Genomic DNA, 13,663 nt, shown 5'->3' with positions numbered 1-13,663 from the left:
GGATCAAGCCTCTCGCATTTTTTCAAATCATGATTTATTTTGAAATGACGTTGCATTAAAAACATAAAACCCAACGATCCTGTCCTTTTGTGCCCTCAGCGGCCAGGAGCCTGAGCATGAGCTTTTTCGCTGCCCCACCGACTGTCGAGACCACCGTTTTCACGCGCCTGCCCGATCATTTCCGAAGCCCACGGCCTACCGCCTGGGCCAACGCCAATCGCCAGGGTCGGGCCATCGATTCGTTCCTTGAAGGCCCTTCGTTTGATCGATCAGGTCGGCTTTACGTGACGGACATACCCAACGGCCGAATTTTCCGCATCTCACCTCAAGGCGAGTGGGAATTGGTGTGCCAGTACGACGGCTGGCCCAATGGCCTGAAAATCCATCAGGACGGACGAATCTTCATCACGGACTACAAGCGCGGGCTCATGGTGCTCGACCCGCACTCAGGGACCATCGAACCGCTGCTCGATTCGGCCGGTTCCGAAGGGTTCAAGGGCGTCAACGACCTCGTGTTTGCGCCCAACGGCGACCTGTACTTTACCGACCAAGGCCAGACTGGCTTACAGGACCCTACCGGACGGGTCTACAAACTCGATGCCCAAGGCAATTTGAGCTGCCTGCTCAACACCATTCCCAGCCCCAATGGCATCGTTTATGACCCCAATCTGAACCACCTGTTGATAGCGGTCACCCGCGCTCAGCAAATCTGGCGCATCCCGCTGGGCAACGGTTCGATGATCGGCAAGGTTGGCGTCTTCGCGCAGCTCCACGGTGGGCTCGGGGGCCCGGACGGTCTGGCCCTGGACGCCCAGAGCAATTTGTACATCGCCCATACCGGGTTCGGCTCGGTGTGGAAGCTGTCCAGGGTCGCCGAGCCCCTGCAACGCATCGTCTCCTGCGCAGGTATCAGCAACACCAACCTGGCATTTGGTGGCGACGATGGCCAGACGCTGTTCATCACCGAATCCGAGACCGGCAGCATCCTGCAGGTCCGTACCCACACACCAGGATTGCCGATGTTCTACCACAGCTGAACGCGCCTGTCAGCGCACACCACAACTACAAAAAGAGTGACGACATGACTTACGAAAACCCTAGCGCACAAGCGCCGCTCAGTGACGCCGAGGGTGAACGCCTGATGCGCCGGATCCTCTGGCGCCTGGTGCCATTCATCTTCATCTGCTACGTGATCAGCTACCTCGACCGCACGAACGTGGGGTTCGCCGCCATCAGCATGAATCAGGACCTGGGCCTGACAGCGACGATGTTCGGTTGGGCGGCGGGCCTGTTCTTCTTCGGCTATTTCATGTTTGAAATCCCCAGCAACCTACTGATGCAGCGCTTTGGCGCGCGGGTATGGATCGCACGGATCATGATCACCTGGGGTCTGATCTCGATGGCCACCGCATTTGCCACCGGGCCCATCAGCTTCAGCATTGCACGATTCCTCCTGGGGCTGGCCGAAGCGGGCTTCACCCCTGGGGTCTACCTGTATTTCACTTACTGGTTCCCAGGCAAGTGGCGGGCCAAGGCCACGGCGGCATTCCTGCTGGGCATCCCTGTGGCCAACATTGTCGGCTCACCGTTGTCGGGCTGGCTGATGGAGCAGCACGGTGTCTGGGGGCTCAAGAACTGGCAGCTGCTGCTGGTGACCGAGTCAATGCCGGCAGTGCTGCTGGGTGTCGCCTGCCTGTTCGTGTTGGTCGACACCCCGGCCAAGGCCAAGTTGCTCAAGCCCCGGGAGAAAGCCTGGCTCACTCAGCGCCTGGCTCAGGAGCAACAAGCGATAGGTGCATCCCACGGCACGACCCTGCGCGCTGCACTGACCAACCCGAAGGTGTTCACGCTGGCTGCGATCAATTTCTGCTGCATCGTGGGCTCCATTGGCATCGGCCTGTGGCTTCCACAAATCATCAAAAGCCTGGGTATTTCCAGCGGGACCGTAGGTTTCGTGGTAGCACTGCCTTATCTGCTGGGTGCAGCGGCCATGACCCTATGGGCACGCCTGGCCAACCGCAGCGAGCACCGTCTTCCGTACGTCGCCAGCGCGCTCGCTTTTGCGGCCTTGGCATTGGTGGGCGCAGCGTTGATCGAGCAGCCGGTGATGAAGATCGCCTGCTTGTGCATGGCGGTCTCCGGGATTTTGTCTTTCCAGGCGACCTTCTGGGCCATTCCATCGACCATTCTGACCGGCCGTGCGGCCGCTGGCGGCCTGGCCATGATCGTCTCGATCGGCAATCTCGGCGGGTTCACCGGCCCATTCCTGATTGGCCTGATCAAAGATGCCACGCAAAGCTTCACGCTGCCTTTCTTCGCGGTTGCATCGATTCTTTTGATCGGTACCTGCCTGATGCTGTGGCTGGGTGATCCTGCCAAGCGCCAGACGCCACAAGGCCACGGCCAAACGGCTTGATGCCCAGGAGCTGCGCCCTGACCGCCACCGTCCGCAGTAAGCGGACGGAGGCTCTGCCGGCCCAAGCCGTCGCCCCTTCTTCCAACCACAGTACCCAGTGCTTGTACATGGCGCTGCTGGGCGGTTAACGTCTGTAGCCTCCCGGCTACCCTGCGCCGCCTCCCCGTGCGCGCAGCGACCCTGTCGGCCAGGTTCGAATACGGAAAAAGGCACACATGGCGACTGACCTCATCACCGAAGCAGGCTACCAAGCCCTTAAAGATGAACTGGACTGGCTTTGGCGCGATGAGCGACCGGAGATCACGCGCAAAGTGACCTGGGCAGCGTCCCTGGGCGATCGCAGTGAAAATGCGGACTACCAGTACAACAAGAAACGGTTGAGGGAAATCGACCGGCGTGTGCGCTACCTTAGAAAGCGCATCGAGAACCTGCGCGTGGTGCCCTACTCGCCCGCGCAGGAAGGAAAAGTGTTCTTTGGGGCGTGGGTAACCATCGCCAACGAGGAGGACGAAAGCAAGCGGTTCCGAATCGTCGGCGCGGATGAGATCTACGACCGCAAGGACTTCATTTCCATTGATTCACCGATGGCCCGGGCCTGTATAGGCAAATGCGTCGGGGACGAGATCACGGTGCGCACGCCAACGGGGGAAGCCTACTGGGACGTCACCGACATTCAATACGATGCACACGAAACCGCGCCCCGGTTCGTCAAACCCTGATTCTTTTGCACCGCCGCGGGACGGCAGGCTTTTCAGCGTGCCGTGATCAGGCCTTGGCGTGCGATACGCACCAGGTGGCCGATCACTTCGGCCGAGGCCTCGGCCGCGGGTGCTTGAATCACGGCAAGGTCGAACCGGTCATTGGTGTACTGGGCGAAATGCTCGCCGGTCTCGGCGAACTGAATCAGGAATGCGCGGGCCTGGCCCCTTCGACGGGACAAACCTTCGAGGTGGCGCAAAAGTGTGGGCTGGTGCGGCCCCCCAAGCAGGATGCGCGGGGTACGCGATGCCTGACTGACAGGCAGAGGGCTTAGACAAACGCTGGTACGTGGGCAACTCATGGTGCATTCTCCGCCTCGCCAATCTCGCTGGGCAGCGGTGGGAGGCGTCACCGAACCAGCGCTTTAGCGGTATTTCGAAACACCCCTGGGGCGTCTCTGCGCCCCGCAAGTAGCTGTTTAAATCGGCGCAGGCGTCATGCTAGAGCGATTGAACCGAACATGCAAGCGCCCGATTCTGGCCAATTGCCTGCTCCGGTGCGGCCCTGCTCAGTGCTTGCCCTTGGGCTCCAGCACCCGCCGTTCCCGATTGAACGCCAGAAAGTACTTGTTCACGCTGTTGACGAAGTTGACCGGCCCCATGCCCACCTGCTCCATGGCGATGCGTTCGGTCTGGAAGAACCATTGGTTACCGTTGAGTCCACGCTTGCGCGCTTCGGCGCGCATGGCTTGCACGCGCTCGGGGCCCAGGTTGTAGGCGGCCAATACGAACGCCATGCGCTCACGCTCATTGATGCGGGGGCTGGAGAAGAACTTGCGCCGGATCAGGGCCAGGTAACGCGCGCTGGCCTGGACATTGCCGTCCACCGTCTTGATGTTGCTGACCCCGACCCGCTGGGCAGCTGCCGGCGTGATCTGCATCAACCCGTGTGCGCCCCCTGCCCCGCGCGCGGCCGGGTTGAGGGTCGACTCCTTGAATGCCAAGGCGGCAAGGTTGAGCCAGTCGATCTGCTGCGCTTGGCCATGCTTTTTCAACACGGCACTGACCGAGGCTAACCGCTGGCGGTCCTGACGGGCGAGCGGGTTGTGTACCCGGTACTGACGCCGATAGATGCGCTCGAACGCTGCATCCTCGTTGTCAGGGGCACGATAGTTTTGTAGGAAGCGGTCGACCGATGCCTGAAACTGCGGCGAGTTACGCCCAACGTACCAGCGCATGGCTTGCGGGGGCCCCAAGTGCACGCGTGGGTTGACACGCAGCTTCGGCATGACCCTTGACCAGCGGCGGGCGATTGGCTGCTCGACCACGGTCAAGTGATAGATCCCGGCCTGGACCATCTCCAGCACATCCTCGATGGCCAGGGTCGGATCCACCCACTCGACCTTGACCGCAGGGCGCTTGCGCAAGGCCAGGCGCTGGTTCAGTTGCTCAATCACCGGGCCCGCGGCACTTGCGCTGGTCAGCGCGATGGTGCGGCCTGACAACTGTTCTGCCTGGCTGAAGGTGCGCTCGCCCTTGCGTCCGACCAACACCAGCGTCACCTGATCACGTACTGGGGCAGTCGCCACGACATTACGCACCGTGGCAGGATCGAGCAGTTCGCCTGGGGCGGCCAAATCGCCCTCCCCGCGCCCCAGTGCGCCCAGGAGTTGCTCCTTGGCGCGGGGGATCAGTTTGAGTTCGATGCGCTGGCTGTCCTGTGCCCGGGCATTGAGGAAGTGCTCGAGCGCGCGCAGGCGGTAGTATTCGACGCCCACCGGCTCGCCCTTCACTTCGCCGGAGCTGTTGCGGCTTTGATTGACCAGCACGCGCAAGACCTTGCTGCTGCGAATGTGCTGGAGATCGCGGGCATTGGCCGGCGGGATGTGGTGCTGCGGGCCCGGGGGACGTACCTGCGTCTGCGCCTGGCTGGCCAGGGGCAGCCCTAACAGCAGCATGAACATGAGCCAGTAGCGTGGCATTCAAGGTATCCGTCGTGAGTGGGTAGCCAAATGACGTTCGCCACGTTTGGGCTTGAGGTCAAAAAGACCATGCCCTGGACTCGAAGTTCTTGGACAGCCAGTTCGGCACGGGCTTTTGCTATGCTGGCGTCCCTGCGGCACGAGGTAGCACCATGCAATTGATCGATATTGGCGTCAACCTGACCAACAGTAGTTTCCATGACCGCCAAGCGGAAGTGGTCAGCCGCGCCTTGGAAGCGGGCGTCGCGCAAATGGTTCTGACAGGCACTAGCCTGCCTGTGAGTGAACAGGCAATTGACCTTTGCCAGCAACTGGACAGCGCGCAAACTCACCTGTTCGCGACGGCCGGGGTTCACCCGCACGATGCAAACAGCTGGAACAGCCAGAGCGAAGCGCACATGCGCCAACTGCTCGCCGAGCCGCGGGTGCGCGCTGTGGGCGAATGCGGCCTGGACTTCAATCGTGACTTCTCTCCACGCCCTGCTCAGGAAAAGGCCTTGCATGCCCAGCTGGCATTGGCCGTGGAATGCCAGCTACCGGTGTTTCTCCATGAGCGCGACGCCAGCGAGCGCCTGCTGGCCATCCTGAAAGAGTATCGCGACCAGTTGAAAGCAGCCGTGGTCCATTGCTTTACCGGGGAACGTGCTGCCCTGTTCAGCTACCTGGACCTGGACCTGCACATCGGCATCACCGGTTGGATCTGTGACGAACGACGTGGGATGCACCTGCATGGACTGGTGGGCAGTATCCCAACCGGCCGCTTGATGCTGGAGAGCGATGCGCCATATTTACTGCCGCGCAGCCTGCGCCCTAAGCCCAAGAACGGGCGTAACGAGCCGGCGTACCTGCCTGAAGTGCTGCGAGAAGTGGCGCTGCACCGCAAGGAAACCCTGCAAGAAACCGCCGCGCACACCACTGCCACGGCCAAGGCATTCTTCAAATTACCGTAGCTACCCTGATATCTCTTGATACATATCAACACCCTCCGAGTCGCTCTGGGCACAATGATGGCACCTTGCCAATATTGTTTTCGCTCAACTCAGAGAAGACCTGCCCATGGGTGCCTGGCTTAGCAATGTTTCACTGAAATACAAGTTCTGGGCGGTCAACGCCGTAGCCTTCGTGACCACGTTGCTATTGGTGCTGTACGCGGTTCACCTGGAGCAACGCGCCCGTGCTGAAGGGGCTGTACACCAAGCCACCGCCCAGGCAAGCCTGCTGGCGGCGTGGCCCGAAAGCCAGCCTTTGCCTCTTTCGCCAAGCATCATCACCTGGCGTGCTGGGCAGACGCCCTCCTTCGCCGGCGAGCCCCTGGAGGCCCTGCGCGGCGCACAGGGCTGGGTAGCACTGCCCTCCAGCCAACTGTTGGGACAAGACCCATTACAGGGTGCTCATGTGCTGCAAAGCGGTGATCATTACGTCGCAGTACTTGCCCAGTCACCCAGCCTGCGCCAGGTCTTCATCGATCGATTCTCGCATTATGCGGTGTGCGTGCTGATTCTGATGCTGGCCATGCTCGCCGCTTCGCAACTGCTGATCCGCTTTCTACTCAGCCAGCTCAACACGCTCAAGGACGTGATGCTGCATGTGGAAAAAACCGGCGATCTGGCCGCTCGCGTACCCCTGGCCGGCGGTGACGAAGTCGGTCAGATGGCGGGCGCCTTCAATGCCATGCAGGGTACCTACCACCGTATCGTCAGCACCGTTGCCACCACTGCAGCACAGCTCGACTCAGGTGCTGCGCGTCTTGCGGCCAGCATGAACGACGTGCGCCACGGCATGCTGGGGCAGCAGAGCGAAACCGACCAAGCCGCGACAGCCATCAATGAAATGTCCGCCACCGTCTACCATATCGCCCAGCATGCAGGGGCGACTCGCGATCTCTCCCAGACTGCCGACACGCTCGCCGGCAGTGGAAAAGACGTGGTCACTCGTGTGCAGACGTCCATTGCCGGGCTTTCCAGCGGCGTCCAGCAGACCGCCGAAATGATCCGTCAACTGGCCGAAGACAGCCAGAAGATCAATGGCGTGGTGAGCGTCATTCACAGCATTGCCGAGCAGACCAACCTGCTGGCACTGAACGCGGCCATAGAAGCGGCCCGTGCCGGTGACCTGGGCCGCGGGTTCGCCGTGGTGGCCGATGAGGTGCGCAACCTAGCCAAACGCGTTCAGTCATCAACCGACGAGATCACCACCATGGTGTCTGCCCTGCAGTCAGGCACCCGGGATGCGGTGGAGTTCATGCAGGAAAGCTCCTACAAAGCCGACGATTGTGTAAAACAGGCCCAGGAAGCAGGTGCGGCATTGGCCGAGATCACCGGCGCAGTGGCGCAGATGCGTGAAAGCAACACCCAGATCGCCGTGGCTGCCGAACAACAGAGCCAGGTGGCAGAGGAAATGAACCGCGCCGTGGTCAGCATCCGTGATGTCACCGAGCAAACCGTGCAGCAGACCGTAGGTTCGGCCACCACCAGTTCGGAACTCGCGACACTGGCCGGCGCGCTTAACAAGGCCATAGGTCAACTGAAGCTATAAGGTTCATAGCCAGCGCCGATTGGCTCTGCGCGCGCCTGCACACTAAGCTTTGGGCATGATCGAGAGGAAGTGCCCATGAACAAACGCCTACCCAATCTGCTCGCCTGGCAATGGCGCGGCTACCCGCAGAGCCATCGTCACCCTGCAAACCTGGTGCTGCATTTGATAGCGGTTCCGCTCTTCATTCTAGGTGCGTTGTTGATCGTGTCTGGCTTGTTAGGGCTGGACATCGTGCAGCTGGCCGTCGGTCTGCTCGCCCTGGTCGCGGCCATTGGGCTTCAACGTCACGGCCACCGCCTGGAGGCGGACATTCAAGAGCCCTTCATCGACCGTACTGACCGGGTTCAACGCGTGCTCAGCGAACAGTTCATCACATTCCCGCGTTTCGTCCTGAGTGGCGCGTGGTGGCAGGCCTGGCGCGACCGTCATAAGCCTCGAAGGTGATGGCCTTTAGGCAAATACCGTTACCGTTTGCCTGCTCAAGGCCAACAACGCGCCATCGTCACTCCATAATGCGGCGGCGGCATGGCCATAGCCCTCGTGTGCGTATTCGGTCTCCACGCGGTACTGGCACCAATCGCCAGCATTCAGTGAACGTACAGGCTGCACGAACTCGATGGTCCAGGTAAGCGTACTGCCGGCCGCTGGCTGTTTCAGCATGGGCAGTACGCTAGGTGGCCATGCGTCTACCAATGCCAGCAGGTGCGCCTCGCTCATTACCCCGCCCTGCATGTCACGCAAGCGCACCCAGCCCCCCATGACGCGCGAGTCATTGCCGCTGAACGGCAGCCCACCGATTGCCCAGCGCAACTCCAGGTTCTTCATGAATTCCGGGGTCACTCCCGGGATGTGAGGCAAGGCTGCCGCGCTTTCCTCAAGGGCTGGCATCTGCGGCGCAGGTAGGGGCAGTACGGACACCGCAGAGCTTCGTGCGGCGCCGAAACTGCCCTGTACCAGCGTCACCACCTGCCCCTGCTGCACGGCGCGGCCCAGCAGCGTGCTGACACCCGTGCCCTGGCGCAATACTTCGACCTCCAGACAAATCGGAGTATCTGCCGAAGCAGGGGCGACAAAGGTAATGGCCAGCGAACGCACCGGGCGGTCATGGCCTAACCGGGCACGCATCGCCTCGAACACCATGGCAGCCATCAGGCCGCCAAAGATCGCTCGTCCCTGACCCCACCCTGCTGGCACGCGTACGCTGTCGGGGTGAGCTCTGGCAGCCTCAAGCACTTGTTCAAACGTCATGGGCAGCTCCTGGACGGGTAACGGATGTCCATCCTAGCCTGCTCTAGCCCCCGCAGCAGCCTTCATATCGGTCATTGTCCGGGCTTGTGGTGGGCCAACGCCTCACCCAAGGCGTCCAGCGTGCTGTCCGACCGACGCTCGGCCGCTTCCAGTTCGTGTGCCCATCCGCTCATGCAGCCAGCCAGATCGGCATGCTGTTGCGCTTGCAGCAGCCATTGCAGACGGTCATGCCAATCCCCCAGATCGCCCTGCGCGCGTTTCAGTGTGCGCTGAAGCTTCTTCGGGGCGTGGCCGAACTGGGGGTAGGCTTCGTCTGCGTACCGCGCCCGTTTGATCAGCAACCGCAACCGGTGGCGATCGTGCTCGGGATCTTGCAAGGCCGCGGCCAGTTTGCGCCACTGTTTGCGCAGGCGTTTCTCGATATGCTTGTCCAACCCCTTAATCAGGCCATCGCGCTCTGCGCCACGCACAAACGCGGGAAACGCATCAACCGTCGCCAGCAGCCGGGTCAGCTGCGGGCTGTGTGCGACGCTGGCATAAGATGGTCCTCGCCCTTGCAGACGCCTGCGGCCAGCTTGCTCGGCCCCCTGGGCAATGAGGGCGGCGCCCAGCACCTCGCCATCGCGCAGCGGCGTGGTGAGCGTTCCAAGAGCCTTGGCAGCACTTTCGAGTGGCTCCACACCCGGCAGCCCGCGTAGCGGTCGCACCAGGCTGCGCAGGCGGCGCACGCTGGTGCGCAGATCGTGCAAGGCTTCACTGTCGGTGTCGACCGCCAGGCGTTCGCGGCACGCCAGGAGCCGGACGTGCAAGGTGATGATCTGAGCGATGAGGTGATCAATCATGTCAGACACATGGCAACCCTCGATCAACGGCCGGCACGGGACTCACGGATGTAGAAGCGTGCTTTTTCAGCCTTGCGCGTGCAGCTCTCGTAACCCTCGAATTGCTGTTGCGTCTTGGCGCCAGTGAGCAGCGACAGCGCCTTGGAGTAACTCACGGCCCCGGCGAAGCCTTCAGCCTTGGCCAGATCGAGCTCCTTCCAGGCGGCGTCCAGTTGTGTGGCACAGCTGTCACGGTACGCCGTCTTGCCAGCGCAACCGGCAAGGGTCAGGGCAATCAACGGCAGGCAGATCCAGGCTTTCATCGGTTAAACCTCTGAGGGAAAGAAACAATGCACGTTCGACGCCAACCCGTTGCAAAAGTGCCCGCTTGGCTTCGCAAGCCACATGCTCGACAGGTTGCGCATTGATGCCGAGGGTGCGATGCGTGCATTGTAGTGTTTAAGTCGCGAATGCTGAGGGAAGTTGATGAACAAACGCGTGGCATTGGTGCTCGGATCAGGCGGGGCCAGAGGGTATGCGCACATCGGCGTGATCGAGGAACTCGAACGTCGCGGATACGAAATCGCCTGCATCGCCGGGTGCTCCATGGGAGCGGTGGTTGGCGGCATCTACGCTGCAGGCAAGCTTGAGCAATACAAGCGCTGGATCGAGAGCCTGGACTATCTGGATGTCCTGCGCCTGGTGGATGTGAGCTTCAGTCTGGGCGCCATCCGAGGCGACAAGGTCTTCGGCCAGATCCGCAAGATAGTAGGCGACATCGACATCGAGCAATTGCGCATTCCCTATACCGCCGTTGCCGCTGACCTGACCAACCAGCAGGAGATCTGGTTTCAGGAAGGCTGCCTGCATCAGGCCATGCGTGCCTCGGCTGCCATACCCAGTCTGTTCACGCCTGTCGTTCAGGGTAACCGCATGCTGGTCGACGGCGGCATCCTCAACCCGTTACCCATCGTGCCCGTGGTATCGAGCCATTGCGACCTGATTATTGCGGTCAACCTCAACGCGACCAACCAGAAGCACTATCAACTTCCGGTGATAGAGCGGCCTGCAGCCTTCAAGATGCGATTCGATGCACTGATCAACTCGCTTGGCTCGCACCTGCCATTTCGCCGCAAGCCCGCCGAAGAGTTGGTCCGTATCGAAAAAGGCATGACGCGCGACCGTTTTCCGCCCGTGAACCCTTGGCTGGCCGAGTCGGCAGATCCACAGGCGCAGCAGCCCACGGCTGCACCCGAAAGCGAAGGCGCGCCCAAGTCTGCCACCGGCTCGTTCATCATCGACAACGTAGGGCCCGCCTCGCTGCTGGACTTGATCAACCAGAGCTTCGAAGTCATGCAGACTTCACTGGCGCAGTACAAGATCGCCGGCTATCCGCCTGACGTACTGATCAACGTGCCCAAACGTGTGTGCCGCTTCTTCGAGTTTTACAAGGCGCCCGAGCTGATCGCGCTGGGGCGCGAGATTGCACGCGACACATTGGACAATCATGAGGGCGTCAAACGCTAACGCTAGCGGCGTCTTCGCTCAGGTAAAAAAACAGGCCGCTTGCGGCGGCCTGTCGGGTGTCTCCAAACGGATTTAGTAACGCGTGATGTCCGCGTTGGCCTCCAGCTGTTTGCGGTAGGCGGCGAAGTCCTGCTGACCAGCACGAGACGCCAGGTAGCGGCGGATCTGCTGCTTCTCTTCATCCGTGGCCGCAGCACCGTCATTGACGCCCTTGAGTTGCAGCACGACCAGGCTGCCATCACGCAGCACAACGCTGCCATACACGGGTTTGTCCTTGGCTTGCGGCTTGCCGAGACGGAACAATGCCTGTAGCTCGACAGGGTCGATACCGTCCTGACCACGCGAGACAGCTTCATAGGGCTTCCAGCCCTGGCCTTCCTGAACGCTCGCAGGGGCGATGGAACCATCACGCAGACCCGCGATCAGCTTGTCCGCCTTGGCCTTGAGGGCAGCGGTGGCTTTCTCCTTGGCCAGGTGCTCGCGAATGTTCTTGGCAACCGTTTCGAGTGGCAGCTGCGCAGGCTTGCGGTGTTCCTTGACGCGCAGTACCACCGTCGTCTCAGGATCAAGCTCGATGGCGGTGCTGTTGGCACCCTCTTCCAGCACTTCCTCCGAGAACGCTGCCTGCACCACAGAGCGGTTGGCAGTGATGCCGTCGCCGCCTTCGCGGCCGAACGGAGCGGACGTTTGGACCTTGAGGTTCAAGTCCTGGGCCGGCTGTACCAGGTCGGAGGCCTCGTAGGCGGCGTCCTGCAACTGCTTGCTGGCGTCCACGTAGCGCTGCTCGACCAGTGGCGTCTTGAGGTCGCGGGTCAGTTTGTCTTTCAGGCTAGCGAAGCTCGGCACCTCGGGCGCCTCGACGCCAAGCAGCTTGATGATGTGATAGCCGTATTCGGTACGAACCGGAGCTGAGACCTGACCGTCGTGCAGCTGATACAGCGCCTGTTCGAACGCCGGATCGTACACACCAGGACCGGCAAAGCCGAGGTCACCGCCGTTATTGGCCGAACCTGGATCCTGGGAAAATTCCTTCGCCAACGCGGCAAAATCTTCACCCTTGGCCAGGCGCTGTTCGATTTCGTCAGCACGCGCTTTGGCCTGGGCATCGGTCGTCTTGTCGTTGACCTCGATGAGGATATGCGCCGCGCGGCGCTGTTCGGCAAGGTTGGCGATCTCCTTCTCGTACTGAGCCTTGAGCGCCTCGTCAGTGACTTTGGCTTGGTCGAAGAAGGACGATTTCTTGAGCTCTACGTAGTCGATGACGACTTGGTCAGGCGACATGAACTCCTTGGCATGGGCGTCATAGTGCTGCTTGACCTCTTCGTCGCTGACCTTGATCGCGGCCAGATCGGCCTTGAAAGTCAAGGACGCGAAATCGCGGGTCTGCTTTTCAAGGCGTGCGAAAGCGTCGACTTGCTGATCGGTTACGAAGCTACTGCCGGCGATCCCGGCACGTAACTGCCCGATGAGCATTTCCTCACCGAGCATCTCGCGAAACTGCATACGCCCATAGCCCATTTGACGGATGACCTGATCGAAACGGTCGCTGTTGAACTTGCCGTCAACCTGGAATTCCGGCGTTTGCAGCATGACCTGATCTAGCGCAGCGTCGGAAAACGCGAACTTGGCGTCTTTGGCACCCTCGAGCAACAGCTTGCGACTGATCAGCCCCTTGAGGGCCTCTTCGCGCAGCAGCTTGTCGTCAAGCAGCGCAGGATCGAAGTCCTTACCCAACTGTTGCACCAACTGGCGGCGCTGCATGTCGGCCGCCTGGCTCAACTCGTTCTGGCTGATCGTTTCGCCGTTTACCTTGGCAGCATCCTGACTGTGGCTGGCGGCTTGGAAAATGGCTTCGAACCCGGTCAATGCCATCAGCACGACAATGAGACCGATGATGGTTTTGGCAATCCAACCTTGTGAATTGTCCCTGATATTTTGCAGCATGCGTCCCCCAGAGACGGCTGTACCACTGCGTCGACAACCGCGGAGCGTGGGTAGAGTCCTGATAAAAGAAAGGCGCATCCGAGGATGCGCCTTTTCTTAGCATACGAATCAGGCGGTAACGTTTGCGTCCCGCCTTCAGCGTGCTCGGACCTGGCCAGGCCGGGTCCGGCTGAAAGAGACGACTTAGTTGACGGCGTCTTTCAGGCCTTTACCTGCCTTGAAACCTGGCACCTTGGCGGCAGCGATCTTGATCGCCTTACCGGTCTGCGGGTTGCGGCCGGTACGCTCAGCACGATCCTTGACAGTGAAGGTACCGAAGCCGACCAGAACGACATCGTCGCCTTGCTTCAGGGCGCCGGTGACGGATTCGATCACTGCGTCCAGCGCTTTGCCAGCGGTGGCTTTCGAAATGTCAGCTTGTGCGGCGATAGCGTCAATCAGTTCCGACTTGTTCACTCGTAAGTCCCCTTGTGCTCTATTGAGTATGTTTCT

The 13,663-nt window shown here is 60.9% G+C and carries 14 protein-coding genes; 7 read left to right on the top strand and 7 right to left on the bottom strand.

Features of this window, described 5'->3' with window-relative positions:
- Positions 1 to 116 precede the first annotated feature (116 nt).
- The 3 genes from ACF8R3_RS10485 (at position 117) to greB (ending at position 3,135) form a co-directional block, all read left to right on the top strand.
- A complete protein-coding gene (locus ACF8R3_RS10485) occupies positions 117 to 1,037 on the top strand; it encodes an SMP-30/gluconolactonase/LRE family protein (protein ID WP_392515574.1) in 921 nt (306 codons plus the stop codon).
- Positions 1,038 to 1,081: 44 nt separating this feature from the next.
- Entirely contained in the window at positions 1,082 to 2,416 is a 1,335-nt protein-coding gene (locus ACF8R3_RS10480; RefSeq protein WP_392515573.1) for an MFS transporter, read from the top strand.
- A 215-nt stretch (positions 2,417 to 2,631) separates the two neighbouring features.
- Positions 2,632 to 3,135: a transcription elongation factor GreB gene (greB, locus tag ACF8R3_RS10475; RefSeq protein ID WP_058603791.1), complete on the top strand. Its 504-nt coding sequence runs from the start codon at positions 2,632 to 2,634 to the stop codon at positions 3,133 to 3,135.
- A gap of 32 nt (positions 3,136 to 3,167) precedes the next feature.
- Here greB and ACF8R3_RS10470 read toward each other — a convergent pair whose 3' ends face one another.
- Together ACF8R3_RS10470 and ACF8R3_RS10465 are read right to left on the bottom strand one after the other, a co-directional pair.
- A complete protein-coding gene (locus tag ACF8R3_RS10470; protein WP_392474953.1) occupies positions 3,168 to 3,476 on the bottom strand; it encodes a hypothetical protein in 309 nt (102 codons plus the stop codon).
- 207 nt (positions 3,477 to 3,683) lie between these two features.
- Positions 3,684 to 5,096, bottom strand: a complete 1,413-nt coding sequence (locus ACF8R3_RS10465) for a transglycosylase SLT domain-containing protein (RefSeq protein WP_392515572.1) — start codon at positions 5,094 to 5,096, stop codon at positions 3,684 to 3,686.
- A gap of 152 nt (positions 5,097 to 5,248) precedes the next feature.
- On the opposite strand from ACF8R3_RS10465, the gene ACF8R3_RS10460 reads away from it, so the two are divergent.
- The 3 genes from ACF8R3_RS10460 (at position 5,249) to ACF8R3_RS10450 (ending at position 8,075) form a co-directional block, all read left to right on the top strand.
- The gene (locus tag ACF8R3_RS10460) at positions 5,249 to 6,046 is read left to right on the top strand and encodes a TatD family hydrolase (RefSeq protein ID WP_392515571.1); all 798 of its coding nucleotides are present in this window, start codon (positions 5,249 to 5,251) and stop codon (positions 6,044 to 6,046) included.
- Between the two features lie 106 nt (positions 6,047 to 6,152).
- Complete coding sequence (locus ACF8R3_RS10455; RefSeq protein WP_078478799.1) at positions 6,153 to 7,631, top strand: methyl-accepting chemotaxis protein; 1,479 nt, start codon at positions 6,153 to 6,155, stop codon at positions 7,629 to 7,631.
- Between the two features lie 75 nt (positions 7,632 to 7,706).
- The gene (locus ACF8R3_RS10450; RefSeq protein ID WP_058637413.1) at positions 7,707 to 8,075 is read left to right on the top strand and encodes a hypothetical protein; all 369 of its coding nucleotides are present in this window, start codon (positions 7,707 to 7,709) and stop codon (positions 8,073 to 8,075) included.
- 6 nt (positions 8,076 to 8,081) lie between these two features.
- Here the strand turns inward: ACF8R3_RS10450 and ACF8R3_RS10445 are convergent, their stop codons facing one another.
- From ACF8R3_RS10445 to ACF8R3_RS10435, 3 genes are all read right to left on the bottom strand, one after another.
- Positions 8,082 to 8,879: an acyl-CoA thioesterase II gene (locus ACF8R3_RS10445; RefSeq protein ID WP_058637414.1), complete on the bottom strand. Its 798-nt coding sequence runs from the start codon at positions 8,877 to 8,879 to the stop codon at positions 8,082 to 8,084.
- Positions 8,880 to 8,950: 71 nt separating this feature from the next.
- Entirely contained in the window at positions 8,951 to 9,730 is a 780-nt protein-coding gene (locus tag ACF8R3_RS10440; RefSeq protein ID WP_058637415.1) for a CHAD domain-containing protein, read from the bottom strand.
- Positions 9,731 to 9,744: 14 nt separating this feature from the next.
- Positions 9,745 to 10,023 (bottom strand): hypothetical protein, encoded by a 279-nt coding sequence (locus ACF8R3_RS10435; protein ID WP_023536014.1) that lies wholly within the window; start codon positions 10,021 to 10,023, stop codon positions 9,745 to 9,747.
- Positions 10,024 to 10,186: 163 nt separating this feature from the next.
- On the opposite strand from ACF8R3_RS10435, the gene ACF8R3_RS10430 reads away from it, so the two are divergent.
- Complete coding sequence (locus tag ACF8R3_RS10430) at positions 10,187 to 11,227, top strand: patatin-like phospholipase family protein (protein WP_058603783.1); 1,041 nt, start codon at positions 10,187 to 10,189, stop codon at positions 11,225 to 11,227.
- 72 nt (positions 11,228 to 11,299) lie between these two features.
- Here ACF8R3_RS10430 and ACF8R3_RS10425 read toward each other — a convergent pair whose 3' ends face one another.
- Both ACF8R3_RS10425 and hupB read right to left on the bottom strand, forming a co-directional pair.
- Complete coding sequence (locus ACF8R3_RS10425; protein WP_078478800.1) at positions 11,300 to 13,171, bottom strand: SurA N-terminal domain-containing protein; 1,872 nt, start codon at positions 13,169 to 13,171, stop codon at positions 11,300 to 11,302.
- A gap of 183 nt (positions 13,172 to 13,354) precedes the next feature.
- The gene (gene hupB, locus ACF8R3_RS10420; RefSeq protein ID WP_058603781.1) at positions 13,355 to 13,627 is read right to left on the bottom strand and encodes a nucleoid-associated protein HU-beta; all 273 of its coding nucleotides are present in this window, start codon (positions 13,625 to 13,627) and stop codon (positions 13,355 to 13,357) included.
- Positions 13,628 to 13,663 lie beyond the last annotated feature (36 nt).

The organism is Pseudomonas sp. FYR_7 (assembly GCF_043106155.1).
Lineage (GTDB): Bacteria > Pseudomonadota > Gammaproteobacteria > Pseudomonadales > Pseudomonadaceae > Aquipseudomonas > Aquipseudomonas parafulva_B.
This window is presented reverse-complemented; position numbering and strand designations above follow the sequence as displayed.

Coding starts and splice junctions, on each gene's coding strand:
- ACF8R3_RS10485 (WP_392515574.1), top strand. CDS start 117: ATGAGCTTTTTCGCTGCCCCACCGACTGTCGAGACCACCGTTTTCACG.
- ACF8R3_RS10480 (WP_392515573.1), top strand. CDS start 1,082: ATGACTTACGAAAACCCTAGCGCACAAGCGCCGCTCAGTGACGCCGAG.
- greB (WP_058603791.1), top strand. CDS start 2,632: ATGGCGACTGACCTCATCACCGAAGCAGGCTACCAAGCCCTTAAAGAT.
- ACF8R3_RS10470 (WP_392474953.1), bottom strand. CDS start 3,476: ATGAGTTGCCCACGTACCAGCGTTTGTCTAAGCCCTCTGCCTGTCAGT.
- ACF8R3_RS10465 (WP_392515572.1), bottom strand. CDS start 5,096: ATGCCACGCTACTGGCTCATGTTCATGCTGCTGTTAGGGCTGCCCCTG.
- ACF8R3_RS10460 (WP_392515571.1), top strand. CDS start 5,249: ATGCAATTGATCGATATTGGCGTCAACCTGACCAACAGTAGTTTCCAT.
- ACF8R3_RS10455 (WP_078478799.1), top strand. CDS start 6,153: ATGGGTGCCTGGCTTAGCAATGTTTCACTGAAATACAAGTTCTGGGCG.
- ACF8R3_RS10450 (WP_058637413.1), top strand. CDS start 7,707: ATGAACAAACGCCTACCCAATCTGCTCGCCTGGCAATGGCGCGGCTAC.
- ACF8R3_RS10445 (WP_058637414.1), bottom strand. CDS start 8,879: ATGACGTTTGAACAAGTGCTTGAGGCTGCCAGAGCTCACCCCGACAGC.
- ACF8R3_RS10435 (WP_023536014.1), bottom strand. CDS start 10,023: ATGAAAGCCTGGATCTGCCTGCCGTTGATTGCCCTGACCCTTGCCGGT.
- ACF8R3_RS10430 (WP_058603783.1), top strand. CDS start 10,187: ATGAACAAACGCGTGGCATTGGTGCTCGGATCAGGCGGGGCCAGAGGG.
- ACF8R3_RS10425 (WP_078478800.1), bottom strand. CDS start 13,171: ATGCTGCAAAATATCAGGGACAATTCACAAGGTTGGATTGCCAAAACC.